The organism is Pseudomonas sp. YL2, assembly GCF_023063025.1.
GTDB lineage: Bacteria > Pseudomonadota > Gammaproteobacteria > Pseudomonadales > Pseudomonadaceae > Aquipseudomonas > Aquipseudomonas putida_A.
The window spans coordinates 83,171-109,798 of the sequence record NZ_JAJSLU010000010.1 but is presented as its reverse complement, the minus strand read 5'-3'; the positions used below and the strand labels follow the sequence as shown (position 1 = coordinate 109,798).

Sequence of the window (26,628 nt, the reverse complement as noted above, 5' to 3'; positions counted from 1 at the left end):
GACACACCGCTTTCGCGAGCAAGCCCGCTCCCACAGGGTTATGCGCTGGCTTCGACGTTATCCAGTGCCTTGCTCACCGCCAATTCGCCAAGCATGACCACCTGCGCAATCCTCAGCAGCGCATTGCGACCCGGGTTTGAAATACAAAACGTCTGGCTCATCAGCCACCGCTATTGCGGCACACGCCTGCCACGCTGTACTTGAGCGTATTGAGCTGCCCTTGCGAGTCTTCGTAAGTCATGGCCGTCGGCACCACCGAGCAAGCCGGCTGCGGCTTCACCACGCTGACGATTTTCACCACGTCGAGCTTCATGCCGTATTCGTATTCCTTGACCACCGGCGCCGCTTTGCCCTGCTCGGCGGCGTATTGCTCCATGGCTTTGGCGTTGGCGCTGAAAGCACGTTCGAAAGTGCGATCGCCGCCGCCTTCAGCCAGTGCATTTACCGACATCGCCATGACGCCGGCGAAGGTCATCCATTTGATCAACTGCATGTTTACTCCTCCGTAAAAAAGCCCGGCATCGGCACACGACAACGGGCTTGTTCCAGTGCGCCGGGCTTACAGGTCTTTGGTGTTGGCGTCTTTCTTCTCGTTGACGACGACCGGGTCACGGGCCTGTTCCTTGGCCACGAACAGCTCCACCGCGCGATCATTGGCGGTCATCATGCGGTCGAAGGTGCGGTCACCACCGCCTTCGGCCATGGCCAGTGACGACAGCATCAGGGCGGTTGCGAAGGTGCTGAGTTGGGCGAATTTCATGGTTGATTCCTCGTTTAAGTAACTGACGGGATCAAAGTAACAAGGCGCACCTTTCGTGACGGTGGCGGGGGAATTACATATCCGTTATCTGCCGGATCAGTGCACGGAACCCATGTGGGAGCGGGCTTGCTCGCGAAAGCGGTGTGTCATCCAACATTGATGTCGACTGACACGGCCTCTTCGCGAGCAAGCCCGCTCCCACAAGGGATCACCTATTCAGACGGTACGGTGTCCTCATCCCGGCGATGGGCGATCTGGTACAGCGCGGGCAATATCAGAAGCGTGAGGATCGTCGAGGACAGAATTCCGCCGATCACCACGGTTGCCAGTGGCCGCTGCACCTCGGCGCCGGTGCCGGTTGCCAGCGCCATCGGAATAAACCCCAGCGACGCCACCAGCGCGGTCATCAACACCGGCCGCAACCGCGTCAACGCGCCGACGTTGATTGCCTCCGTCAGTGAGCGCCCTTCCTCGCGCAAATTGCGAATGAACGCGATCATCACCAAACCGTTGAGCACCGCCACCCCGGACAACGCGATAAACCCCACGCCAGCGGAAATCGACAACGGAATATCCCTCAGCCACAGCGCCATCACCCCGCCGGTCAAGGCAAACGGAATCCCGGTAAACACCAGCAAGCCGTCCTTCAGATTGTTGAACATCATGAACAGCAAGCCGAACACCAGCAGCAACGCCACCGGCACCACGATCTGCAAGCGCTTGGCCGCCGATTGCAGTTGCTCGAACTGCCCGCCCCAACTGGTCCAGTAACCGGCAGGCACCTGCACCTCGCGCTCGATCAGCGCACCGGCCTCGCTGACGAACGAGCCGATATCCCGACCGCGCACGTTGGCGCTGACGATCACCAGACGCTTGCCGTTTTCGCGGCTGACCTGGTTCGGCCCGAGCACCAGATCGAGGCTGGCGACGTCCTTCAGCGCGATAAACCCGATCTGATTCGCCGCACCGCTCAGCGCCGGCACCGGAATCAGCAACGCCGACAAGCCGTCGATGTCCTTGCGCATGGCGTCGGACAAACGCACCACCATGTCGAAACGCCGATCGCCCTCGTACAAGGTGCCGGCCTGACGCCCGCCCACTGCCACAGCGATGGTGTCCTGCACATCACCGACGTTGAGCCCGTAACGCGCCGCCTTGTCGCGGTCGATGTTGATGGTCAGCACTGGCAACCCGGTGGTCTGCTCGACTTTCACTTCAGAGGCGCCGTTGACCTTTTGCATCGCCGCCGCAATCTTCGCAGCGGTGGCGTTGAGCACGTCCATATCATCGCCGAACACCTTCACCGCGACATCGCTGCGCACGCCGGAGATCAGTTCGTTGAAGCGCAACTGGATCGGCTGCGACAGTTCATAGTTGCTGCCCGGCAGCGTCGCGGCGGCTTGTTGCAACTCGGCCATCAGGGTTTCGCGGGACTTGTTCGGGTCTGGCCATTGATCCTTCGGTTTGAGCATCACATAGCTGTCAGAGATGTTCGGCGGCATTGGATCAGAAGCAATTTCGGCGGTCCCGGTGCGGGCAAACACGCGCTCGACTTCCGGTACTTTGGCCAGGATCAGCGTCTCCAGCCGCTGCTGCATGTCCACCGATTGCGTCAGGCTGGTGCCCGGCACGCGCAGCGCTTGCAGGGCGAAGTCGCCTTCACTGAGGCTCGGCACAAACTCGCTGCCCATGCGGCTGGTGAGCACGCCGCTGAGCACGATCACGCCCAACGCCGCGCCCACGGCCACCGTGCGATGGGCCATGACCCAGGCCAGCGCCGGCGCATACACCCGACGTGCACCGCGCATCACCACGCCCTCTTCTTCCTTGACCTTGCCGGTGACGAACAGCGCAATCGCTGCCGGCACAAAGGTCACCGACAGCAGCATCGCACCGAGCAACGCGATGACCACGGTGAACGCCATCGGGTGGAACATTTTCCCTTCGACGCCGCTCAGGGCGAAGATCGGCAGGTACACCACCATGATGATCAACTGGCCGAAAATCAGCGGTCGGCGCGCCTCTTTCGCCGCCGCGAACACTTCCTTGAAACGCTCGGCACGAGTCAGCAAACGGCCGTGATGCTGCTGTGCGTGAGCCAACCGGCGCAGAGTGTTTTCGACGATCACCACCGCACCGTCGACGATGATCCCGAAGTCCAGCGCGCCGAGGCTCATCAGGTTGGCGCTGACTTTGTTGCTGAACATGCCAGTGAAGGTGAACAGCATCGACAGCGGAATCACCATCGCCGTAATCAGCGCGGCGCGGATGTTGCCGAGGAACAGGAACAGAATCGCGATCACCAGAATCGCGCCTTCGATCAGGTTCTTTTTCACCGTGGCGATGGCTTTGTCGACCAGGTGCGTGCGGTCATAGACCGGCACGGCGATCACGCCTTGCGGCAGGGATTTATTGATCTGTTCCAGCTTGCTGGCCACCGCTTGCGAAACGGTGCGGCTGTTCTCGCCGATCAACATGAACACCGTACCCAGCACCACTTCGCGACCGTTTTCGGTGGCTGCACCGCTGCGCAACTCACGGCCGATTTCCACGGTGGCGACGTTCTTCACCCGGATCGGCGTGCCATCGACATTGGCCATGACGATGTTAGCGATATCCTCGGTGCTCGCCACTTGCCCCGGTGCGCGGATCAGCAACTGCTCGCCGCTGCGCTCGATGTACCCGGCGCCGACGTTGGCGTTGTTGCGCTCCAGCGCGGTGTTCAGATCGGTGAGCGTGAGCTTGTACGCGGCGAGGCGTTTCGGGTCCGGCGCGATCTGATATTCCTTGGCGAAACCACCAATGGTGTTGATCTCGGCGACGCCCGGCACGTTGCGCAATTGCGGCTTGATGATCCAGTCCTGAATCACCCGCAGATCGGTCGGCGTGTAGGCAGTGCCGTCGTCCTTCAACGCGCCCTCCTGCGCCTCGACCGTCCACAGAAAGATCTCGCCTAGGCCGGTAGAGATCGGCCCCATCACCGCTTCAGCGCCCTCGGGCAATTGCTCCTTGGCGATCTGCAAACGCTCGTTGACCAGTTGGCGAGCGAAGAACAGGTCGGTGCCGTCCTTGAAGATCACCGTGACCTGCGACAGCCCCGAACGCGACAGCGACCGGGTCTGCTCCAGCGCCGGCAAACCGGCCATCGCGGTTTCAATCGGGAAAGTGATGCGCTGCTCGGTTTCCAGCGGTGAGAACCCGGCGGCGCCGGTGTTGATCTGCACCTGGACGTTGGTGATGTCGGGCACGGCGTCGATCGGCAGTTTCTGATAACTGGCGATGCCGAGGCCGGCCATGAGCAGAACGGCGAGCAGCACGATGATGCGTTGCTCGATGGCAAACTGGATCAGGCGTTCGAACATGGGGACCTTCCAGAATTAATGACTGTGCTCGGCTGAGGCTTTGCCCAGCTCCGACTTGAGGACGAAGCTGCCGGCGCTGGCGACTTGCACCCCCGGTTCCAGGCCTTGGGTGACTTCGACGTGGCCGGCGGCGCGGCTGCCCAGCTCCACCGCCTGCGCCTTGAAGCCGTCGTCGGTTCGGACGAATACCGTGGGTTTGTCCTCGACGGTCTGGATCGCGGTTTCCGGCACGGCAACTTTGGCCTGGCGGCTCTCGGTGGCGACCAGTGCGGTGACGAACAGCCCCGGACGCCATGAGCCCTGCGGGTTTTCCAGGGTCACGCGCACGGTCGCGGTGCGGGTCTGTTCGCCGAGCAGGCTGCCGACGTACGCCACGCTGCCAGTCACTTCGGCTTTCAATTCCGGCGCGCTGACGGTGACCGGTTTGCCCACCTGCACCTGGGCCAGATCCTTGGGCGAAACGCCGAAGGTCACCCACACCCGGGACAAGTCCGAAAGGGTAAATGCGGCGGTGGTTTCATCGACCACCTCGCCCGGCGTCAGGTGTTTTTCCACCACCACGCCGTCGAATGGCGCGCGCAGTTCGTAGCGATTGCCGCCGGTGGCGACCATGCTGCCGCTGAGTACGCTGATTTTCTGCCGGGCGTTGTTCATGGCGATTTCCGCCTCTTCCAACGCCTGCTTGGCCTGGAGGAAATCCTGTTCGGCGGAGATCTTGTCCTGCCACAGCTTCTTCTCGCGCTCGTAAGTGGTGCGCGCCAGGGCCAGACGCCGTTGCGCGGCGGCCTGTTCACTGCGCTGATCGGAGATTTGCTGACTGGCGATCACCGCCAGCAACTGGCCCTTCTTCACCGCTTGTCCGAGGTTGACCGCCACCGACTCGACCACCCCCGGCACGCGCGGCACGACGTGTGCCGTGCGGTCCTCGTCGAAGCGCACTTCGCCGGGAAACGACAGGCCGAGACTGATGCTCTGCGCCCGCGCCTCGGCCAGTTGAATGCCCGCCGCCGCGATCTGCTCGGTGCTCAATTCGATGTGGCCTTCTTCGGCATGTTCGCTTTCGGCGGCAGCACCCTCCTCGGCGTGATCGGCATGTTCGGAAGCCTCATCGGCATGCGCGTCGATAGTTGAATTGGCCGGCCACATCGAACCGAAGCCAATGCCTAGCGCCAGGGTCGCCACCGCGACCACCATCAGTTTTTTATCCATGGAAACTCCTCTGCGCCGTGCCATCGCGCAGTTGTCTGAAAAGTGAAATTCAAGGGCTGACGCTAAGGTCGCCGTAGATCCGTTCGAGGCGCACGCGGGCCTCGGTCGCCTCGCTGACGGCCTGGATGTATTGGCTGCGCGCGGCGATCAGGGTGCGCTGGGCGTCGAGTACGTCGAGGAAGCCGAACTTGCCCATTTCGAAACCACGGGTGGCGCTGTCCACTGCGCTTTGTGCGGCAGGCAGGATGCTCTGGTTGAACGCGTTGACTTCGCCGTTGGCGGTCTGCCATTGCTCAAGGCTGGTCTGGACCTCGGTGCGCAAACGCAGCTCGGTGGCGTTGCGTAGATCCCGCGCCTGATCGGTGCGGCGTGCGGCGGCGAGCACGTTGCCCTGATTGCGGTTGAACAGCGGAATCGGCATCGACAGCCCGACCACGTTGACCCGTTCGCGCTCGGTTTCGCTGTACTGACTGCCGATGCTCACGGTCAGATCGGGAATGCGCTGCGACTTTTCCAGGCCCAACGAGGCTTCGCGCTGATCGATCTGCAGCTTCGCCAGACGCAGCTCGGCAGTCTGGTTCAGACGCTCGAGCAAACGACTGGGCGGTGGCAGCGTGGCGAGGTTTTGCGTGGCGGCTTGGACGTTGGTCGAGGTCGGCAACGGTGCGCCCATGACCTGCGCCAGTTGCTGATAGGCATTGGCCTGATCGCGTTCGGCGCGGCTCACCTCCAGGCGCACTTCCGAGAGCTGCACCTGTGCTCGCGCACCTTCGACCGGCGATGATTTACCGGCCTCGATGCGCCCCTGAGCAACGCGCAAACCGTGCTCGGCCAGTTGCAGTGACTGACGCGACAGCTGCAAGCGTTGCTGCGCGGTTTGCGCGCCGTTGAACGCCTGAATCACATCGGCGCGCAAGGCATTGCGCTTGCGCTCCAGCTCAATGCCGGCGGCGTCCTGCGCACGGCTGGCGACATCAATGCGCGCACCGCGTTTGCCGCCCAGTTCAATCGGCTGGCTGAGCATCACCGTAGTGGTGCGCGAGTCGCGCCGGGTGTCTTCGGCCTCCCACGACACCTCGGGATTGGGGATCAGCCCGGCCTGCTGGCGATCGCCCTCGGCAATACCGATTTCCCATTGCGCGGCAGCGAGATCGGGGTTGCCGGCGAAGGCACTTTGCAGCGCCTGATCCAGCGTCAGGGTCGATGCGCTGGCCAGGCTGCTGCACGCCAGCAACAAGAGGCCGCTGGCGGTTGTGTTCAGGCGTGATCGCGCCGTCAGTTCAATTAAACCGGGCAATGGAGGGCTTCCTTTAATTCAGGATTTTTCGATGCCGCCACGTTAGGGTTTTGAACTTATCGACAAGGTGACTGGAACATTACAAATCCGTTATCCACGGTTCAGCAAAGTTGTTTTGTTCTAGGATGCGAAGTGCAAAAGGGTTTGCCGTAATACATGGAAACAAATACACGGTAGTTATCTGCCGAACAGCACTTGCCTGAATGCAATACATGTCTGTTGGCGCATTCAGGCTGCGACAGGCTGTCGCGGATGGCCGTTTTAAAGGCCTCCAAGATTGACCCTGTAGCCACTACAGCCTTTACCGTATTCGTCATTCAGTTATTGAACAGCGTCCGGAAGACCTTACAAAAACCATAACTTTCCCGGCCACCTTAATTAAATATCCCTTAAATAAAAGTGGTGATAGATCATGCGAATCCTTGTCGTTGAGGACGAGCTTAAAGCTGCCGAATACTTGCATCAGGGTTTGACCGAAAGTGGTTATATCGTTGATCACGCCGCCACCGGTGCCGATGGATTGCATCTGGCGCAACAGCAGGCCTATGACCTGATCATTCTCGACGTGAACTTGCCGGAACTGGACGGTTGGGGCGTGCTGGAACAACTGCGCCGCACCCACTCGACGCGAGTGATGATGCTCACCGCGCGCGGGCGGTTGGCGGACAAGATTCGCGGTCTGGACCTGGGCGCAGACGACTATCTGGTCAAGCCGTTCGAGTTTCCCGAACTGCTGGCGCGGGTGCGCACCCTGATGCGCCGCAGCGAAAACATCCCAGTGCCACAGGTGTTGAAAGTCGCCGATCTGGAGCTGGATCCGGGCCGGCATCGGGCGTTTCGGGGTGCGCAGCGCATCGACCTGACCACCAAGGAATTCGCCCTGCTGCACTTGCTGATGCGCCAGTCCGGCGAGGTGTTGACCCGTACACAGATCATCTCGCTGGTGTGGGACATGAATTTCGACTGCGACACCAACGTGGTCGAAGTGTCGATCCGGCGCTTGCGGGCGAAGATCGATGACCCGTTCGACAACAAGCTGATCCACACCCTGCGCGGTGTCGGCTACGTGCTGGAGGCGCGGGAATGAAGCCGGCCAGCCTGTCGATGCGCCTCGGTTTGACCGTGAGTATTCTCGGCGCGCTGTTGGTGGTGTTTCTGGCGATCCTCGCCTATTTCGCCCTGACCCATGAGCTGAATGCACTGTCCCGCGACAGCCTGCAAAAGAAGATGGCGCAGGTGGAGCACAGCCTGTCGCTGTATGTCGACGCCAACGAAGTCAGTGGCAAGCCGCACATTCTGCTTGATCAGGTCATGGGCCATGACAACCTGACGCTGACGATTTATGACCGTTCGAACCTGCGTACGCCGCTGCTCAAATCCGGCTCGGGACTCAAGGATCCACGCGCCGAATTGCGCGCAGTGCGAACCACCACCGAACAATTGGCCTATAGCGACAGCAGCGATGACGAGGGCGCGAAGTTCCTTACCGCGTCGAAGCTGATTCGGCTCAAGGACGGCAGCAGCGTGCCGGTGCTGCTGTCGATGGACAACGCGCATGACCAGGCGCTGCTCAGCGCCTATCTGCGCTCGACGCTGATTGCCTTGCCGCTGTTGCTGGTGTTCATCGGCCTGACGGCGTGGGGCGCGGTGCAGCGTGGATTGGCGCCGCTGCGCGAGTTTCGCAAAGTGGCGGCGATGGTCTCGACGCAGGATCTGGAGCATCGGCTGTCGGTGGTGAACATGCCGCAGGAGTTGAGCGAACTGGCGCAGGGCATCAACTTCATGCTGCATCGACTGGATGCCGGGGTGCAGCAGTTGTCACAGTTCTCCGATGACCTGGCGCATGAGTTGCGCACGCCGATCAACAACCTGATGGGCAAGGCCCAGGTGACGCTGTCTCGCGAGCGCACGAGTGAGGAATACCAGGACGTGCTGGTGTCGTGTACCGAGGAGCTGGAACGCGTGGCGCGGATTGTCTCGGACATGCTGTTTCTCGCGCAGGTCAGTCATCCGTCGGCACTGGCGCCGTTTGAAGCGGTGGCGCTGGAGGCGGAAGCGGCGAAGGTTGCGGAGATGTTTTCGCTGGCGGCGCAGGACAAGCAGATTCATTTGAATGTTGTTGGCAGCGCATCGGTGTTGGGCGATCGGCTGATGATCCAGCGGGCGATTTCCAATCTGCTATCCAACGCGCTGCGCCATTGCCCGAACGGTAAAACCATCACCTTGCTGATCGAGCAAGGCGCAACGCAGGCTTCACTGCTGGTGAGCAACCCCGGTGCCGGCATCGAGGCGCAACACCTGCCGCACCTGTTCGACCGCTTCTACCGCGTCGACAGCGCCCGCTCGCGTTCACAGGGCAGCACCGGGCTGGGACTGGCAATCGTGCGCTCGATCATGAGCCTGCATCAGGGCGTGGCGGAGGTGAAGAGCTTGCCCGGCGTCATGACCGTATTCCGCCTCGGTTTTCCTGCGGCGACATCCACGGCCCCATCGCTTGCAGGCAAGCTCCCACAGTAAGTCGCGGTGAACCCGGGCTCGACGCCATGCTTGATACCTTTGAAGAAACTCAAGCATGAAGCTGGCATTGACCGATGTCCTGTAGGAGCTGTCGCAGGCTGCGATCTTTTGCCTTGGCCTTTGAAGATCAGGAGCAAAAGATCGCAGCCTGCGGCAGCTCCTACAGTGATCGGGGTGTTTTTGGGTTTGGTGGGCACCACTGAAACCTGTGGGAGCTGGCTTGCCAGCGATGGCGGCGGGCCAGTCGATATTTTTTGTACGATTTTTTACCAACTTACTGCCATCCCCGCGCAAACGCCGAAAGCTCTCGCCGCAACCTCCGTCTTGTCCTACAGCCGGTTTTGAGTAGATAGCACTAAGGTGGAGGCCCTGGCAGATGGATACCGATGAGAGGCAAAAAATGAACAGGGACATCGTTTGCGAATGGGCTGAAGAAGTCTACGGATTGGCAGCACTGAAATATTCTGGCTATATTTGTCCAGAATACAGGGGTGAGCTGATGATCATCGTTCCGCTGGCTGAAGCCAAAAACAATTTATCCAAACTCGTCGATGATGCCGCTGCCGGCCAAGTCATCACGATTGCCAAGCATGGCCGGGCGATGGCCCGTCTCGTTCCCGTAGGAAAATCCAGTGCTCAACGTATTGGCGCAATGAAAGGCAAACTGTTGTCGCCCGACGATTTCGACTCACCACTGCCCGATGACATGCTTGATGCATTTGAGGGCACTCAAGCATGAGACTTCTGCTCGACACGCACGTTTTGCTCTGGACGCTCAGTGATGACGCCAGACTGTCCGGCAAAGCCAGAAAATTGATTGAGAACGCCGCCGAAATCTACATCAGCGCCGCCACCTTCTGGGAAATGGCGATCAAGGTCGGGCTCGGCAAGCTGAATATTGATCTGGAAGAAGTCCGCCAATATTGTCTCGACAGTGGTTTTATCGAACTGCCAGTGACTGCAGAGCACGCCATCGCCGTGAAGGATCTTGAGCACCATCATCGCGATCCGTTTGACCGCATTATCGTGGCCACAGCGATGACCGAACCGATGAAGTTACTTACGGCTGATGCTCTGGTTGCTCGGTACACCGATCTGGCTGTTCTGGTCTGATCAAGACACATCTAGCACCGTCACACATCAATGCTGGCTGCCAGGCCAACCATCAAGCCACACAGTGAATCCGGGTGTACCCGGGCCTGACCCCATGCTTGATATCTTTGAAGAAATTCAAAAATGAAGCTTGCATTGACCGATGTCCTGCAGGAGCTGCCGCAGGCTACGATCTTTTGCCTTGGCCTTTGAAGATCAGGAGCAAAAGATCGCAGCCTGCGGCAGCTCCTACAGGGATCGGGGTGTTTTTGGGGTCTGTGAACAACAAGAAAACCTGTGGGAGCTTGCCTGCAAGCGATTACGGTAGATCGGGCAACAAAACAAACGGCACCTTCCGGTGCCGTTCGCCTTTCACATTTCAGCTATTACTTACGCGCATCCGCCCACGATTTCAGCAGTTCGTTGTAGCTCACGGTCTCGCCCTGCGGCTTCTCGTTGGCCAGTTTCGGTTTTGGTGCGCCCGGTTGGTCGAACCAGTATTGCGCGTCGCGTTCCGGGTTCATTTTCGGGGCGCACACCGCTTGGGCCTTGGAGCGTTCGAGGCGGGTCATGATCGCGTCCTGATCCTTGGCCAGGCCGTCCAGCGCCTGTTGCGGAGTCTTCTCGCCGCTGGCCGCTTCGGCGATGTGGCTCCACCACAATTGCGCCAGGCGCGGATAGTCCGGCACGTTGGTGCCGGTCGGGGTCCATTGCACGCGGGCCGGGCTGCGGTAGAACTCGACCAGGCCACCGAGTTTCGGCGCCAGATCGGTCATCGCCTGCGAGTTGATATCCGACTCGCGGATCGGCGTCAGGCCGACGATGGTTTTCTTCAGCGACACGGTTTTCGAGGTGACGAATTGCGCGTACAGCCACGCCGCGAGTTTCTGTTTCTCAGGCGTGGACTTCATGAACGTCCACGAACCCACGTCCTGATAGCCGAGCTTCATGCCCTCCTCCCAATACGGCCCGCGCGGCGACGGCGCCATGCGCCATTTCGGCGTGCCGTCGGCGTTGACCACCGGCAGGCCCGGTTTCGTCATGTCGGCGGTGAACGCGGTGTACCAGAAGATCTGCTGGGCGATATTGCCCTGCGACGGCACCGGTCCCGACTCGGAGAAGGTCATGCCCGCCGCTTCCGGTGGCGCGTAGGCCTTGAGCCAGTCGACGTATTTCTGCGTGGCGAACACCGCCGCCGGGCCGTTGGTGTCGCCGCCGCGGGTCACACTGGAACCAACCGGATGGCAGTCCTCGACGCGAATCCCCCACTCGTCCACCGGCAAGCCGTTGGGCAGGCCCTTGTCGCCGCCACCGGCCATGGAGAACCACGCGTCGGTGAAGCGCCAGCCCAGCGACGGGTCTTTCTTGCCGTAGTCCATGTGGCCGTAGACGCGTTTACCGTCGATTTCCTTGACGTCTTCGCTGAAGAATTTGGCGATATCTTCATAGGCCGACCAGTTCACCGGCACGCCCAATTCGTAGCCGTACTTTTCCTTGAATTTGGCTTTCAAGTCCGCGCGTTCGAACCAGTCGGCGCGGAACCAGTACAAGTTGGCGAACTGCTGATCGGGCAACTGATAAATCTTGCCGTCCGGTGCGGTGGTGAACGAGATGCCGATGAAGTCCTTGATGTCGAGGGTCGGCGAGGTGAAGTTCTTGCCCTCGTTGGCCATCAGGTCGGTGATCGATTCGGTCTTGCCGTAGCGAAAGTGCGTACCGATCAGGTCCGAGTCGTTGACCCAGCCGTCGTAGATGTTCTTGTCCGACTGCATCACCGTCTGCATTTTTTCCACCACGTCGCCTTCTTGCAGCAGGTCGTGGGTGAGCTTGATCCCGGTGATTTCGGTGAACGCCTTGGCCAGCACCTTGGACTCGTATTCGTGGGTGGTCAGGGTCTCGGAAACAACCTTGATGTCCATGCCGCGAAACGGCTCGGCGGCCTTGATGAACCACTTCAATTCTTCGAGCTGCTGATCCGCCGTCAGGGTCGACGGCTTGAATTCACTGCCGATCCATTTTTTCGCCGCGTCTTCGTAGGCATCGGCCCAGGCAGATGCGCTCAAACCGCTGAGTGCCAGCATGGCTGCCAATGAAATGCTATGTCGCAGCTTATTGTTTTTGTCGAACATAGAGACCTCCAGTTTGAGTTACGGAGCACGATTGCCGAGCGACTCGACTAGCCCCAGCGCATCACAACCAACAGCCACACCAGAGACAGCGCGGACGCTACCCAGATGCTCCAGTCGGTGACGCCGATTACCAGCAGATGCAGGTAGGCGCTGCCGAGAAGACCGATGAACAAGCGATCGCCACGGGTGGTGGCAATCGGCAGAAAACCGCGTCGCAGGATGCTTGGCGAGCGCAATTCCCAGGTGGTCATGCCCACCAGCAACAGGCCGATGGCGATAAAGAACCCCGCCGTGGGGGTGGTCCAGCTCATCCATTCCATCATGCGTTCCTCAGACCCGACCGAGGGCAAAGCCCTTGGCCACGTGGTTGCGAACAAACCAGATCACCAGCATCCCCGGGAGGATGGTCAACACCCCCGCCGCCGCCAGCACGCCCCAGTCGATGCCCGAGGCCGAAACCGTGCGGGTCATCACCGCGGCAATCGGCTTGGCATTCACCGAGGTCAGCGTGCGCGCCAGCAGCAGTTCGACCCAGGAAAACATGAAGCAGAAAAACGCCGTGACGCCGATGCCCGAGCCGATCAGCGGGATGAAAATCTTCACGAAGAACTTGGGAAAGCTGTAGCCGTCGATGTACGCGGTTTCGTCGATTTCCTTGGGCACCCCGGACATGAAGCCTTCAAGAATCCACACCGCCAGCGGCACGTTGAACAGGCAGTGCGCCAAGGCCACGGCGATGTGCGTGTCGAACAGCCCGATCGACGAATACAACTGAAAGAACGGCAACAGAAACACCGCCGTTGGCGCCATGCGGTTGGTCAGCAGCCAGAAGAACAGGTGCTTGTCGCCAAGGAAGCGATAGCGCGAAAACGCATACGCCGCTGGCAGCGCCACACTCAGCGAGATCACCGTGTTCAGGCTGACGTAATACAGGGAATTGAGATAACCGGTGTACCAGCTCGGATCGGTGAAAATCACCTTGTAGTTGTGCCAGGTGAAATCCTGGGGGAACAGGGTCAACCCGCCGAGAATTTCGGTGTTGCTCTTGAACGACATGTTCAACAGCCAGTAGATCGGCACCAGCAGGAACAGGATGTACACCAGCAACGGAATCAGCTTTCTCTTGCTCATGGCCGGGCCCTCAGCGATTGGCGTCGGAATGGGTCATGGCGGTGTAGAACAGCCACGAGACCAGCAGGATGATCAGGAAGTACACCAGCGAAAACGCCGCCGCCGGCCCCAGATCGAATTGGCCGACCGCCATTTGGGTCAAGGTCTGACTGAGGAAAGTCGTGGCATTGCCCGGCCCGCCGCCCGTGAGCACGAATGGCTCGGTGTAGATCATGAAACTGTCCATGAAGCGCAGCATCACCGCGATCAGCAGCACGCTTTTCAGCTTCGGCAACTGAATATGGCGGAACACTGCCCAGGCCGAGGCGCGGTCGATCCGCGCCGCCTGGTAATACACATCGGGAATCGCCCGCAGCCCGGAGAAACACAGCAACGCCACCAGCGAAGTCCAGTGCCAGACGTCCATCACCAGCACCGTGACCCAGGCGTCCATGGTGTTGGCCGCGTAGTTGTAGCTGATGCCCAGCGCATTCAGGCTCGAACCGAGCAGGCCGATGTCGGCACGGCCGAAGATCTGCCAGATGGTGCCGACCACGTTCCATGGGATCAGCAGCGGAATCGCCAGGATGATCAGCACCACTGACGACCAGCGGCCCTTGGTCGGCATCGTCAGGGCGACGGCGATACCCAACGGAATTTCGATCAACAGCACGCAGGCCGAGTAGATGAATTGGCGCAGCAGCGAGTCATGCAGACGCGGGTCGAGCAGCACCTGCTTGTACCAGTCGGCGCCGACAAAGTAGCGGCTGGACTGGTCGAAGATGTCCTGCACCGAGTAGTTGACCACGGTCATCATCGGGATCACCGCACTGAACGCCACCAGCAGGAACACCGGCAACACCAGCCACCAGGCCTTGTTGTTCTGTACCTTGTTCATGGCTGCACCTCGTCGTCGGCTTCGAGCAGAAACTCATCGGCATAGACCATCAGCCACTGCGCCGGAAAACTGATATATGCCGTGCCCTGCGGCACCGGTTTGTCTTCGGCCAGACGCACCTTCAGCGGCGCACCATCGAGGTCGAGGGTGAGAATCTTGTAGGTGCCAAGGTCCTCGACGTGTACCACCCGCGCCTGCATCGCCTCGTCAAACGGCTCGTCCCAGACATGGATGAACTCGGGACGGATGCCGACCTTCAGATTTTTCCACTGACCGTGTTCGATATGCCGTTGCAAGGCGTCGGACAGTGGCAAATGCGTTGAAGCGAAACCGACCCCGCCCGGCTGCGGCTGCACCTCGATCAGGTTCATCCCCGGGCTGCCGATGAAGTAGCCGACAAAGGTGTGGCTCGGCCGCTCGAACAATTCCCGTGGCGTGCCGAACTGCACGATCTGCCCGCCGTACATCACGGCGATCTTGTCGGCGAAGGTCGAGGCTTCGAGCTGATCGTGGGTGACGTAGACCATGGTGATGTTGAACTGCTCGTGGATCTGCTTGAGCTTGCGTCGCAGCTTCCATTTCAGATGCGGGTCGATCACCGTCAGCGGCTCGTCGAAGAGAATCGCCGAGACGTCGTCACGCACCAGGCCACGGCCCATGGAGACTTTCTGTTTTTCGTCAGCGGTGAGGTTGCGCGCTTTCTTGCTCAGCAGGTTTTGCAGGTCGAGGACTTCGGCGATTTCCTGCACCTTGCTGTGCACTTTCGCCTCGGCCATGCCCTGATTGCGCAGGGGGAAGGCCAGGTTGTCGAACACGGTCATGGTGTCGTAGACCACCGGGAACTGGAACACCTGAGCGATGTTGCGCTTCTCCGGGGTCAGGTCGTTGACCGCTTTGCCATCGAACAGCACATGCCCTTGCGAGGGGCTGAGCAGACCGGAAATGATGTTGAGCAAGGTCGATTTGCCGCAACCCGAAGGGCCGAGCAAGGCATACGCGCCGCCCTGCTCCCAGATGTGGTCCATCTCGCGGATCGCGTAATCGTCAGGCCCGCTCGGGGCTTTGTTGTAGCTGTGGGCGAGGTGCTGCAAACGAATTTCGGCCATCAGGCAACCCTCGCGACACGTTGACCCGGTGCCTGCACCAGACGGCCCTGCGCATCAAACACGAACAGTTTGTGGGTCGGGATGTAAATGCGGATCGGCGCATCAACGTCGTATTCGTGAACCCCCGGCAGGTGCAGCACCAGCAGGAAATGCTCGTTGCGCACGTGCAGGAAGGTTTCCGAACCGCTGATCTCCGCCACTTCGACGGTGACCGCCAGTTCCAGATCGTCATCGTTGCTCGGCACCAGCGAGATATGGCTGGGGCGCACGCCAAAGCGAAACTCGCCCTCGCCTACAGGACGCAGGTCGACGTTCAGCGGAAAGTGCACGAAATTGGCGAAGCTGACCTCGTTGCCGGCGATGCGCCCCGGCATCAGGTTGATCGGCGGTTCGGAAAACAGCTCCGCCGCCAGCACGGTTTGCGGCTGGTGGTAAACCGAAGTCGACGGGCCGCTCTGGATCACCCGGCCCTCGTGCAGAATCGTCGTGGTGCCGCCCAGCGCCAACGCTTCGTTGGGTTCGGTGGTGGCGTAGATCGCAATGGTGTGGCGCAGTTTGAACAGCTCGCGCATTTCCTGGCGCAGTTCTTCGCGCAGCTTGTAGTCGAGGTTGACCAGTGGCTCGTCGAACAGGATCAGCTCGGCGTCCTTGACCAGCGCCCGGGCCATCGCCGTGCGCTGCTGCTGACCGCCGGACAGCTCCAGCGGATAGCGCTGCAGGAACTTCTCGATGCGCAGCATCTTCGCGGTTTCCAGCACTTTGCTTTGGATGATTTCTTTGGAAACACCGGCCTGACGCAGCGGCGAGGCGATGTTCTCGAACACGGTCATGGTCGGGTAATTGATGAACTGCTGATAGACCATCGACACGTTGCGCAGACGTACCGGGCGCTGGGTGACGTCGACGCCGTTCATCAGGATCCGGCCGCTGTCGGGCTTGTCCAGGCCTGCCATCAGGCGCATCAGGCTGGTCTTGCCGGACAGCGTGCGGCCGAGCAGAACGTTGAAAGATCCGGGTTCGAATTTCAGGCAGGCATCGTCGATCCAGGTCTGGCCCTCGACGGTGCGGCTGACGTGCTCCAGGGTGAGTGACATGGCTCGGCCTTTTTATTATTGGAGTCAAGCGACCTGTGCAGCAGAGCGACATTCGTGCCAGAAATGGCAAGTGGTTGATTTGTCGTGAAAAGGGCTGAAAACGCGGGGATCGGGCGTTCATTGCTGAACACATTTGAACAGTTGGGCGATTGACAATGAACAATAGTGAACAACACTCTATGAACGCCTTTTGCCCAAATTCTGTGAACGATGAAAATCCAATGTGGGAGCGGGCTTGCTCGCGAAGGCGGTGTGTCAGTCGATGTAAATGTGTCTGATATACCGCTTTCGCGAGCAAGCCCGCTCCCACAGTTTTGATCTGTGTTGGTTTTGAAAGCAGTGCCATAACAACAATAAAATGCCCTTCAGAGGCCCACCACCATGGCCGCACCTGCCCCGCCGCTGTCCCACGACGCTATTGTCCAGACCTCCTGGCAACGTTGCCGCGCCTTCGGCCTTGACCACCAGAGCGCCCCGGCCTTCGATCAATTGCCCGCCGCCGGGATCGCGCAGCTGCTCGACCGTCACCACGCGCTGGTGCAGACCACCCATCAGGAAGTGCTGCCGTACTACGAGAACATCCTCAGCAACTCCAATTGCCTGATCATGCTCGCCGACCATCAGGGTCAGGTGCTGACCTCGTGGGGCACTCAGCGCTTTATCGAGCCGAACCTGGCCCGAGGGTTTAGCGCCGGGGCGAGCTGGATGGAACGCTGCAGTGGCACCAATGCGATCGGCACCGCGCTGGCCTGCGAACAGGCGGTGCACATCGAGCACGATGAACACTTTCTCAAAGCCAACCGTTTCATGACCGGTTCCGCCGCGCCGATTTTCGATGCCGAGCGCAAGGTTATCGCCGTGCTCGACGTGTCCAGCGACAGTTACCTGCCGCCCTCGCACACGCTGGGCATGGTCAAGATGATGAGCCAGACCGTGGAGAACCGGCTGATCCTCAACCTGTTCCACGGCCAGCACTTTCAACTGACGTTCAACACCGGGTTGAACAACCTCGACAGTCAGTGGGCTGGTTTGTTGATTTTCGACGAGAGCGGTCAAGTGCTGTCGGCCAATCGTCGCGCCGACAATCTGCTCGGCGTGCGCCTGTCGCGGGTCAGTGTCGAGAGCCTGTTCAACGTGTCGCTGCTGGAGTTGATCAATCAGCCGGATGGATTGCCGTTCGCCCTGCAGACCTCCGGGCGCAACCGTTTTCAGTGTTTGCTGAAGCGCCCGCAACAGGCAGCGGTTCAGCCTCGGGTATTTGCTGAACCGAAAAGCGCCGAAAAGTCGCTCAAACCCGCGGGCGCCATCAGCCTCAGCACCCTGCACTTCGGTGACAGCCGGGTGGAAAAAGCCGTGCGTCAGGCCGAACGCCTGCTGGAGAAAGACATCCCACTGCTGATCCACGGCGAAACCGGGGTCGGCAAGGAAGTCTTCGTCAAAGCCCTGCACCAGGCCAGCTCGCGCAGCAAACAGGCATTTATCGCCGTCAACTGCGCGGCGATCCCCGCCGAACTGGTGGAATCAGAACTGTTCGGCTATGAAAAAGGCGCGTTCACCGGCGCCAACCAGAAAGGCAGCATCGGCCTGATCCGCAAAGCCGACAAAGGCACTCTCTTCCTCGACGAAATCGGCGACATGCCGCTGCCCACTCAGGCGCGGTTGTTGCGGGTATTGCAGGAGCGTTGCGTGCAACCGGTAGGCAGCAGCGAATTGTTCGCGGTGGATCTGCGGATCATCTCGGCGACCAACCGCTCTTTACGCGAGCAAGTGCAATTGGGCCGATTTCGTGAGGACTTGTACTACCGAATTGGCGGTTTGACCCTGGAGTTGCCACCGCTCAGAGAGCGCAGTGATAAAGAGGCGCTGTTCAAACGCTTGTGGGAGCAGCATCGTGAACCGACGCAATGGGCCGGGCTCAGCCGCGAAGTGCTGGAGCTGTTCGAGCGGCACCCGTGGCCGGGTAATCTGCGTCAGGTCAGCAGCGTGATGCAGGTGGCGCTGGCGATGGCCGAGGAACAGCCGGTGCGGCCGGAGCATTTGCCGGATGACTTTTTTGTCGACCTGGAGATGGAGCCGGTGGAGAGCGTGCAGCCGCTGGGGCTGGATCTGAATGATGTGGAAGCGTTGAACCGGGAGTTGAAAGCAGCCGGGGGGAATATTTCGCATCTGGCACGCAGGCTTGGGGTGAGCCGTAATACCCTGTACAAGCGCTTGCGTCAGGCTGAATGATGCGTCGGCCTTGTGGGCCTCTTCGCGAGCAAGCCCGCTCCCACAGGGGTTTGCGACCGACTCAGGATTGGTGGCGTAACCGATGACCCGTGTGGGAGCGGGCTTGCTCGCGAAGGCGCCAGTCCCGTCACCACAAAAACCACAGCGTCCCCCAAAAACAAAAACCCGCACACGGCGGGTTTTGTTTTTAAAGCGGATCAGGCAATCAGTCAGCCAGACGCCAGGTCGTACCGCCCTTGCCGTCTTCCAGCACCACGCCCATGGCGGTGAGCTGGTCGCGGATGCGGTCGGATTCGGCCCAGTCTTTGCCGGCGCGTGCCGCCAGACGTGCAGCAATCAGCGCGTCGACTTCAGCGGCATCGACACGCCCTTCGGCGCCCGCTTGCAGGAAGTCATCGGCTTCCAGCTGCAACACACCCAACACGCTCGCCAGTTCTTTCAGACGTGCCGCCAGACCGGCCGCCGCGTCGAGATCGCTCTCGCGCAGACGGTTGATCTCACGCACCATCTCGAACAGCACCGCGCAGGCTTCCGGCGTGCCGAAGTCGTCGTTCATCACCGTGGTGAAACGCTCGACGAAGGCTTCGCCGCCAGCCGGAGCAACGCTCGGCAGGCCTTTCAACGCGTGGTAGAAACGCTCGAGTGCGCCCTTGGCGTCCTTGAGGTTGTCTTCCGAGTAGTTGATCGCGCTGCGGTAGTGGCTCGACACCAGCAGGTAACGCACGACTTCCGGGTGGTACTTGTCGAGCACGTCACGAATGGTGAAGAAGTTGTTCAAGGACTTGGACATCTTCTCGCCATTGATACGGATCATGCCGCAATGCATCCACGCGTTGGCGTAGGTCTTGCCGGTGGCCGCTTCGCTCTGGGCGATTTCGTTTTCGTGGTGCGGGAATTCGAGGTCACTGCCGCCGCCATGAATGTCGAAGGTTTCACCGAGGCAGCAGGTGGACATCACCGAGCACTCGATGTGCCAGCCCGGACGCCCGGCGCCCCACGGCGATTCCCAGCTCGGCTCGCCCGGTTTGGCGGCTTTCCACAGGACGAAGTCCAGCGGGTCTTCTTTCGACTCGTCGACTTCGATGCGTGCACCGATGCGCAGGTCTTCGATCTTCTTGCGCGACAGCTTGCCGTAGCCCATGAACTTGGCGACGCGGTAGTACACGTCGCCATTGCCCGGGGCGTAGGCGAAGCCCTTGTCGATCAGGGTCTGGATCATCGCGTGCATGCCCGGAATGTGATCCGTGGCGCGCGGCTCCATGTCCGGCTTCTTGATGTTCAGGCGCGCTTCGTCTTCGTGCATCGCGGCGATCATGCGTTCGGTCAGCGCGTCGAAAGACTCACCGTTCTCGCGGGCACGATTGATGATCTTGTCGTCGATGTCGGTGATGTTGCGCACGTAGGTCAGGTCGTAACCGCTGAACCGCAACCAGCGGGTCACCAGGTCGAACGCGACCATGCTGCGGCCGTGGCCGAGGTGGCAGTAGTCGTACACGGTCATGCCGCACACGTACATGCGCACCTTGTTGCCATCCAGCGGCTTGAAGACTTCTTTGCTCTTGGTGAGCGTGTTGTAGATCGTCAGCACTTTATATTTCCTTGACGCTAAATCACTGGCCCCACGAATCACGCAGGGTCACGGTACGGTTGAATACCGGCTGACCTGGTTTCGAGTCCTTGATGTCGGCGACGAAGTAGCCTTCGCGCTCGAACTGGAAACGGTCTTCCGGCTGTGCATTGCCAAGCGATGGCTCAGCACGACAACCGGTCAGCACTTGCAGTGAGTCAGGGTTGATGTTGTCGAGGAAACTCGCGCTGTCTTCGGCCTTCTCCGGGTTCGGAGAACGGAACAGGCGATCGTACAGACGCACTTCGCACTCGATGCTGGCAGCGGCCGGCACCCAGTGGATCACGCCTTTGACCTTGCGGCCTTCAGGGTTCTTGCCGAGGGTGTCCGGGTCGTACGAGCAACGCAGCTCGACGATGTTGCCGTCGGCGTCCTTGATCGCTTCGTCGGCACGGATCACGTAGCTGCCACGCAGACGCACTTCGCCGTTCGGCTCCAGGCGCTTGTAGCCCTTTGGCGGTTCTTCCATGAAGTCATCGCGGTCGATGTAGATCTCACGGGCGAACGGCAGCTGGCGCACGCCGAGTTCTTCTTTCTGCGGATGACGCGGCAGTTCGAGGTTTTCGACCTGACCTTCCGGGTAATTGGTGATCACGACTTTCAACGGACGCAGCACGCACATGGCGCGCGGCGCGTTGGCGTCCAGGTCCTGACGGATGCTGAACTCGAGCATGCCGAAATCGACCACGCCGTCGGACCGGTTGGTGCCGATCATGTCGCAGAAGTTGCGGATCGACGCCGGCGTGTAGCCACGGCGACGGAAGCCGGACAGCGTCGACATGCGCGGGTCGTCCCAGCCATTGACGTGCTTTTCATCGACCAGTTGCTTGAGCTTGCGCTTGCTGGTGATGGTGTAGTTCAGGTTCAGGCGGCTGAACTCGTACTGACGCGGGTTGGCCGGCACCGGCAGGTTTTCCAGGAACCACTCGTACAGCGGACGATGGCTTTCGAATTCCAGGGTGCAGATCGAGTGGGTGATGCCTTCGATGGCGTCCGACTGACCGTGGGTGAAGTCATAGTTCGGGTAGATGCACCACTTGTCACCGGTCTGGTGGTGATGGGCGTGGCGGATGCGGTACATGATCGGGTCGCGCAGGTTCATGTTCGGCGAGGCCATGTCGATCTTCGCGCGCAGCACACGGGCGCCATCCGGGAACTCACCGGCACGCATGCGCGCGAACCAGTCGAGGTTCTCTTCCACCGAACGGTCGCGGAACGGGCTGTTCTTGCCCGGCTCGGTCAGGCTGCCACGGTATTCCTTGGCCTGCTCAGGGGTCAGGTCGTCGACGTAAGCCTTGCCGGCCTTGATCAGCTCGACCGCCCAGTCGTGCAACTGGTCGAAATACTGCGAGGCGTAGCGCACTTCGCCGGACCACTCGAAGCCCAGCCATTTGACGTCGGATTCGATCGCGTCGATGTATTCCTGGTCTTCCTTGGCCGGGTTGGTGTCGTCGAAACGCAGGTGCGTGACGCCGCCGAACTCCTGGGCCAGGCCGAAGTTCACGCAGATCGACTTGGCGTGGCCGATGTGCAGGTAGCCGTTGGGCTCAGGCGGAAAACGGGTGACGATCTGGGTGTGCTTGCCCGAGTCCAGGTCTGCCTGGATGATCGGCCGCAGGAAATTGACCGGCACGGCAGGGCCGGACTTGGCATTCGAGGTAGGGTCGACAGTGGGCTTGCTCATAGGATCCTTGACTTACATGTGCGCGGCCGCAAAGGGGGCCAGACAAAACAAAGCCGCTATCATAGCCGATGCTGTCAAGGGGCTGACAGAGCGCGGCCTATAAAGGAGTGCATTTAATCGAAGGGTTTTGGAAAAACAGCCTCGAAATTCGCGCCTGTCACGCTAAACTGCGCTCCTTGGCCGAAGCAGGCTGAACCGGTTGTGGGGCTGAATGTCCCAGAACCACGAATTCCTTATAAAGAGTAGCGATCATGACTCAAGTCAAACTGACCACCAACTACGGCGACATCGTCATCGAACTGGACGCGGAAAAAGCGCCAATCACCGCTGCCAACTTCATCGAATACGTCAAGAAAGGTCACTACGAGAACGTAGTGTTCCACCGCGTGATCAAGGGCTTCATGATCCAGGGCGGCGGTTTCGAGCCTGGCATGCAGGAAAAGAAAGACAAGAGCCCAAGCATTCAGAACGAAGCTGACAACGGTCTGAAGAACGAGAAGTACACCGTTGCCATGGCCCGCACCATGGACCCGCATTCGGCCTCGGCGCAGTTCTTCATCAACGCCACCAACAACAGCTTCCTCAACCACACCGCCAAGACCGCTCAGGGCTGGGGTTATGCCGTGTTCGGTAAAGTGGTTGCCGGTACCGACGTGGTCGACAAGATCGAAGGCGTGGCCACCACTTCCAAGGCCGGTCACCAGGACGTGCCGAAAGACGACGTGATCATCGAGAAAGCCGAGATCATCGAAGCGTGATATTGCTGATTTCAGACTTGCATCTGGAAGAGGAGCGCCCGGACATCACCCGGGCGTTTCTGGATTTGCTCGCCGGACGCGCCCGCTTGGCGAGTGCGTTGTACATCTTGGGCGACTTTTTCGAGGCGTGGATTGGCGACGACGCCATGACGCCCTTCCAGCGTTCCATCTGCCAGGCCCTGCGCCAATTGAGCGACAGCGGCACGGCGATCTTTCTGATGCACGGCAATCGCGACTTCCTGCTCGGCAAGGCCTTCTGCAAAGCAGCCGGCTGCACGCTGTTGAAGGACCCGAGTGTCGTGCAGTTTTACGGCGAGCCGGTGCTGCTGATGCACGGCGACAGCCTGTGCACCCGCGACGTGGGCTACATGAAGCTGCGGCGCTACCTGCGCAACCCGATCACTCTGTTTATCCTGCGCCACCTGCCGCTGAGCACCCGCCACAAACTGGCGCGCAAGCTGCGCAGCGAAAGCCGCGCGCAGACGCGGATGAAGGCCAATGACATCGTGGATGTGACGCCGGAGGAAATTCCGCGGATCATGCAGGAATACGGGGTGAAAACCCTGATCCACGGCCACACCCATCGCCCGGCGATCCATAAGCTGCAGCTCGGCGAGCAGGCGGCGAAGCGGATTGTGCTGGGGGACTGGGATCGTCAGGGTTGGGCGTTGCAGGTCGATGAGAACGGGTATGCCCTGGCACCGTTCGACTTTGCCCCGCCGCCACAACTGGCAGCACCTGCCATCTGACACAACACAAAACCCAATGTGGGAGCGGGCTTGCTCGCGAATACGGAGTGTCATTCAGCATTGATTTGTCTGATACACCGCTTTCGCGAGCAAGCCCGCTCCCACATTTTTGACCGCGTTTTGCTTAGTGACCGCTGGCAGCCGGTCCGGCCTTCGCCGCAAACGGCGGTTTCGCCAGCCACACAATCAGAATCAGCCCCATGAACCCCCAGCCCAGCAACGTGAAGTAATCCACGGTGGAGAGCATGTACGCCTGACTGGTGAGGATCTGATCCATCTGCGCATAAGCCGATTGGCTCGCGCCGCCTAAATGGTTCAAGGTCTCGCGGGTCGCCGGTTCGAAGGTACTGATGCTTTCGCTCATGTACGCATGATGCTGATCGGCACGGCGGATCCAGATCCACGTGGTCAACGATGCGGCAAAGCTGCCGCCCAAAGTGCGCAGGAAGGTCGCAAGGCCTGCGCCGTCGGCGATCTGGCTCGGTGGCAGGTCGGACATCAGGATGCTCAGGGTCGGCATGAAGAACAGCGCCACGCCAATACCCATGAACAGCTGCACCAGAGCGATGTGCTGGAAGTCCACCTCGTTGGTGAACTCGGCGCGCATGAAGCAGCTCAGGCCAATCGCGAGGAACGCCAGACCGGCCAGCAGGCGCAGGTCGAACTTGTTCGCGTACTTGCCGACAAATGGCGACAACAGCACCGGCAGAATCCCGATCGGCGCCACCGCCAGACCGGCCCAGGTCGCGGTGTAACCCATCTGGGTTTGCAGCCACTGCGGCAGGATCAGGTTGATGCCGAAGAACCCGGCGTAACCCAACACCAGCACCAGCGTGCCGATGCGAAAGTTGCGGTGCGCGAACAGGCGCAGATTCACCACCGGGTGCTGGTCGGTCATTTCCCAGATCACAAACACCGCCAGCGCGATCACCGAAATCGCCGCGCCGATGATGATGAAGTTCGACTCGAACCAGTCCAGGTCATTGCCCTTGTCGAGGATCACCTGCAATGCGCCGACGCCGATGATCAACGTGATCAGCCCGACGTAGTCCATCGGTTGGCGACTGGTTTCCACCGGGCGCTTGGCCAGTTGCGAGCGCACCACCATCACCGCGAAGATGCCGATCGGTACGTTGATGAAGAAGATCCACGGCCAGCTGTAGCTGTCAGTGATCCAGCCACCGAGAATCGGACCTGCAATCGGTGCGACCACTGTGACCATCGCCAGCAACGCCAGGGCCATGCCGCGCCTCGCGGGGGGATAGACCGCAATCAACAACGTCTGCGTCATCGGGTACAGCGGCCCGGCCACCAGGCCTTGCAGCACGCGGAAGCCGATCAGTTCCGGCATCGAGGTGGAGATACCGCAGAGGAACGAGGCCAGCACGAACAGAATGGTGGCCCAGAGAAACAGCTTCACCTCACCGAAACGGCGGCTGAGCCAACCGGTCAGCGGCAGCGCAATCGCGTTGCTCACGGCGAACGAGGTGATCACCCAGGTGCCCTGCTCCGAACTCACCCCAAGGTTGCCGGAAATCGTCGGCAGCGCCACGTTGGCGATGGTGGTGTCGAGCACTTGCATGAACGTCGCCAGCGACAGGCCGATGGTGCTGAGCAACAGGCTGGGCGGCGTGAAAGAGGCGTTATTGCTCATTGTGAATCCTATGAAACCTGATGGTCGCCGCAGCCCTGTAGGAGTGAGCCTGCTCGCGATAGCGATGTGTCAAACCCAATTTTCTCGACTGATACACCGCTATCGCGAGCAGGCTCACTCCTACAAGGTCAGTGCAGGTCAGCGTTGCGCGGTCTTGCTCACCGCAGCGCTGTTGTCGTGGATCAGCTGCGCAATCATCGCGTCGGCCTCGGCCAGTTGGCGGTCATAGACGTTGGTGCTGAACGAGGCCTTCTGCGGCGGTTGCTGCGCCAGCACCGGGCCGCTCTGGTCGTGCAGGTTCACTTCAACGTTGGTCGACAGCCCGACCCGCAGCGGGTGCTGGGCCAGTTCTTCGGCGTTGATGTGAATCCGCACCGGCACACGCTGCACGATCTTGATCCAGTTACCGGTGGCGTTCTGCGCCGGCAACAGGGCGAACGCGCTGCCGGTACCGGCGCCGAGGCTGTCGACGGTGCCGCTGTACTTCACGCTGCTGCCGTAGATGTCGGACTCGATGTCCACCGGTTGGCCGATGCGCATGTCACGCAATTGGGTTTCCTTGAAGTTGGCGTCGATCCACAGTTGATCCAGCGGAATCACCGCCATCAGCGCGGTGCCCGGCTGCACACGCTGACCGAGTTGCACGGTGCGTTTGGCGACGTAACCAGTGACTGGCGCGATCAGCGTGCTGCGGGCGTTGGTCAGGTACGCCTGACGCAGATCGGCAGCGGCGGACATCACGTCCGGGTGCGACGAAACCACGGTGTCATCGACCAGCGCGCTGGTGGTTTTCAGTTGCTGCCTGGCGTTGGCCAGGGCGTTTTGCGCCGAGGTCAGGTCGTCGCGGGCGTGGGACAGTTCTTCCTGGGAAATCGCCCCGCCAGCGGCGAGGTTCTTCCGGCGGTTGTAGTTGTCCTGAGCCTTCTGCACTTCTGCCTGTTGCGCGTTGACCTGGGCTTTCATGCCGTCAACGTTGCTGTACAGACCGCGCACCTGACGCACGGTACGCGCCAGTTTCGCCTGGGCGCTTTGCAGGCCGACTTCGGCGTCGTTGGGGTCGAAGTTGACCAACACCTGACCTTCGTGAACCAGATCACCATCGTCAGCGCCAATGCTGACCACGGTGCCGGTGACCAGCGGCGTGATCTCGACGACGTTGCCGTTGACGTAGGCGTCGTCGGTGCTTTCGTTGAAGCGCCCGATGAATTCGTGATACGCCCACACGCCGGCCCCGGCGAGCAGGACCACGACGGCCAGCACCAGCAGCATGAATTTGCGCTTGCGCGGATTGCCGGTGTCGGGGGTGTTGGTTTGAGTTTGGGTGTTTTCGGCAGTGGCCATGACAAATACCTG

Annotated in this window: 22 protein-coding genes and 1 pseudogene; 7 read left to right on the top strand and 16 right to left on the bottom strand. The window is 60.5% G+C overall.

Features of this window, described 5'->3' with window-relative positions; genetic code table 11:
* Positions 1-38 precede the first annotated feature (38 nt).
* From LVD08_RS28060 to LVD08_RS15805, 6 genes and pseudogenes are all read right to left on the bottom strand, one after another.
* A pseudogene (locus LVD08_RS28060) lies at positions 39-143 on the bottom strand (DUF6124 family protein); the annotation flags it as partial.
* Between the two features lie 17 nt (positions 144-160).
* Positions 161-493 (bottom strand): DUF2790 domain-containing protein, encoded by a 333-nt coding sequence (locus LVD08_RS15825; protein ID WP_095138902.1) that lies wholly within the window; start codon positions 491-493, stop codon positions 161-163.
* A gap of 66 nt (positions 494-559) precedes the next feature.
* Positions 560-760 carry a co-regulatory protein PtrA N-terminal domain-containing protein gene (locus LVD08_RS15820; RefSeq protein WP_247268609.1) on the bottom strand — a complete coding sequence of 67 codons (201 nt, stop codon included), beginning with the start codon at positions 758-760 and terminating at the stop codon, positions 560-562.
* Between the two features lie 212 nt (positions 761-972).
* Positions 973-4,122: a CusA/CzcA family heavy metal efflux RND transporter gene (locus tag LVD08_RS15815; RefSeq protein WP_247268608.1), complete on the bottom strand. Its 3,150-nt coding sequence runs from the start codon at positions 4,120-4,122 to the stop codon at positions 973-975.
* 15 nt (positions 4,123-4,137) lie between these two features.
* Positions 4,138-5,331, bottom strand: coding sequence for an efflux RND transporter periplasmic adaptor subunit (locus LVD08_RS15810; RefSeq protein ID WP_247268607.1), 1,194 nt, complete (start codon positions 5,329-5,331; stop codon positions 4,138-4,140).
* 49 nt (positions 5,332-5,380) lie between these two features.
* Complete coding sequence (locus LVD08_RS15805; protein WP_247268606.1) at positions 5,381-6,628, bottom strand: TolC family protein; 1,248 nt, start codon at positions 6,626-6,628, stop codon at positions 5,381-5,383.
* Between the two features lie 412 nt (positions 6,629-7,040).
* On the opposite strand from LVD08_RS15805, the gene LVD08_RS15800 reads away from it, so the two are divergent.
* The 4 genes from LVD08_RS15800 (at position 7,041) to LVD08_RS15785 (ending at position 10,258) form a co-directional block, all read left to right on the top strand.
* Positions 7,041-7,715, top strand: a complete 675-nt coding sequence (locus tag LVD08_RS15800; protein WP_027614650.1) for a heavy metal response regulator transcription factor — start codon at positions 7,041-7,043, stop codon at positions 7,713-7,715.
* Entirely contained in the window at positions 7,712-9,145 is a 1,434-nt protein-coding gene (locus LVD08_RS15795) for a heavy metal sensor histidine kinase (RefSeq protein ID WP_247268605.1), read from the top strand. Before LVD08_RS15800 ends, LVD08_RS15795 begins: the two co-directional genes overlap by 4 nt.
* 400 nt (positions 9,146-9,545) lie before the next feature.
* Positions 9,546-9,884, top strand: coding sequence for a type II toxin-antitoxin system Phd/YefM family antitoxin (locus LVD08_RS15790; protein ID WP_247268678.1), 339 nt, complete (start codon positions 9,546-9,548; stop codon positions 9,882-9,884).
* Entirely contained in the window at positions 9,881-10,258 is a 378-nt protein-coding gene (locus tag LVD08_RS15785; protein WP_115990193.1) for a type II toxin-antitoxin system VapC family toxin, read from the top strand. Before LVD08_RS15790 ends, LVD08_RS15785 begins: the two co-directional genes overlap by 4 nt.
* Before the next feature lie 365 nt (positions 10,259-10,623).
* Here the strand turns inward: LVD08_RS15785 and LVD08_RS15780 are convergent, their stop codons facing one another.
* From LVD08_RS15780 to LVD08_RS15755, 6 genes are read right to left on the bottom strand one after another with little or no spacing between them, the layout of a single operon-like run.
* Positions 10,624-12,366: an ABC transporter substrate-binding protein gene (locus LVD08_RS15780; protein ID WP_247268604.1), complete on the bottom strand. Its 1,743-nt coding sequence runs from the start codon at positions 12,364-12,366 to the stop codon at positions 10,624-10,626.
* Between the two features lie 47 nt (positions 12,367-12,413).
* On the bottom strand, positions 12,414-12,686 hold the full coding sequence (locus tag LVD08_RS15775; protein WP_027614647.1) for a DUF2160 domain-containing protein: 273 nt from the start codon (positions 12,684-12,686) through the stop codon (positions 12,414-12,416).
* A 10-nt stretch (positions 12,687-12,696) separates the two neighbouring features.
* Positions 12,697-13,497 (bottom strand): carbohydrate ABC transporter permease, encoded by an 801-nt coding sequence (locus LVD08_RS15770; protein WP_247268603.1) that lies wholly within the window; start codon positions 13,495-13,497, stop codon positions 12,697-12,699.
* 10 nt (positions 13,498-13,507) lie between these two features.
* Positions 13,508-14,374: a carbohydrate ABC transporter permease gene (locus tag LVD08_RS15765; protein ID WP_007961995.1), complete on the bottom strand. Its 867-nt coding sequence runs from the start codon at positions 14,372-14,374 to the stop codon at positions 13,508-13,510.
* On the bottom strand, positions 14,371-15,480 hold the full coding sequence (locus tag LVD08_RS15760; RefSeq protein ID WP_247268602.1) for an ABC transporter ATP-binding protein: 1,110 nt from the start codon (positions 15,478-15,480) through the stop codon (positions 14,371-14,373). Before LVD08_RS15760 ends, LVD08_RS15765 begins: the two co-directional genes overlap by 4 nt.
* Positions 15,480-16,574, bottom strand: a complete 1,095-nt coding sequence (locus tag LVD08_RS15755; protein ID WP_247268601.1) for an ABC transporter ATP-binding protein — start codon at positions 16,572-16,574, stop codon at positions 15,480-15,482. Before LVD08_RS15755 ends, LVD08_RS15760 begins: the two co-directional genes overlap by 1 nt.
* 381 nt (positions 16,575-16,955) lie before the next feature.
* On the opposite strand from LVD08_RS15755, the gene LVD08_RS15750 reads away from it, so the two are divergent.
* Positions 16,956-18,803 carry a sigma-54-dependent Fis family transcriptional regulator gene (locus tag LVD08_RS15750; protein WP_247268600.1) on the top strand — a complete coding sequence of 616 codons (1,848 nt, stop codon included), beginning with the start codon at positions 16,956-16,958 and terminating at the stop codon, positions 18,801-18,803.
* Positions 18,804-19,008: 205 nt separating this feature from the next.
* Here the strand turns inward: LVD08_RS15750 and cysS are convergent, their stop codons facing one another.
* Together cysS and LVD08_RS15740 are read right to left on the bottom strand one after the other, a co-directional pair.
* A complete protein-coding gene (gene cysS, locus LVD08_RS15745; protein ID WP_128614803.1) occupies positions 19,009-20,391 on the bottom strand; it encodes a cysteine--tRNA ligase in 1,383 nt (460 codons plus the stop codon).
* A gap of 22 nt (positions 20,392-20,413) precedes the next feature.
* A complete protein-coding gene (locus LVD08_RS15740) occupies positions 20,414-22,114 on the bottom strand; it encodes a glutamine--tRNA ligase/YqeY domain fusion protein (protein WP_047291683.1) in 1,701 nt (566 codons plus the stop codon).
* Positions 22,115-22,365: 251 nt separating this feature from the next.
* Between LVD08_RS15740 and LVD08_RS15735 the strand changes: the two genes are divergently transcribed.
* Positions 22,366-22,872, top strand: coding sequence for a peptidylprolyl isomerase (locus LVD08_RS15735; protein ID WP_027614639.1), 507 nt, complete (start codon positions 22,366-22,368; stop codon positions 22,870-22,872).
* Positions 22,869-23,621 carry a UDP-2,3-diacylglucosamine diphosphatase gene (gene lpxH, locus LVD08_RS15730; RefSeq protein ID WP_247268599.1) on the top strand — a complete coding sequence of 251 codons (753 nt, stop codon included), beginning with the start codon at positions 22,869-22,871 and terminating at the stop codon, positions 23,619-23,621. The genes LVD08_RS15735 and lpxH overlap by 4 nt, the downstream gene beginning before the upstream one ends.
* A gap of 124 nt (positions 23,622-23,745) precedes the next feature.
* On the opposite strand, the gene LVD08_RS15725 is transcribed toward lpxH, so the two are convergent.
* Positions 23,746-25,275, bottom strand: coding sequence for a DHA2 family efflux MFS transporter permease subunit (locus tag LVD08_RS15725; RefSeq protein WP_027614637.1), 1,530 nt, complete (start codon positions 25,273-25,275; stop codon positions 23,746-23,748).
* A gap of 138 nt (positions 25,276-25,413) precedes the next feature.
* Positions 25,414-26,616, bottom strand: a complete 1,203-nt coding sequence (locus tag LVD08_RS15720) for an HlyD family secretion protein (RefSeq protein ID WP_247268598.1) — start codon at positions 26,614-26,616, stop codon at positions 25,414-25,416.
* Between the last annotated feature and the right edge of the window lie 12 nt (positions 26,617-26,628).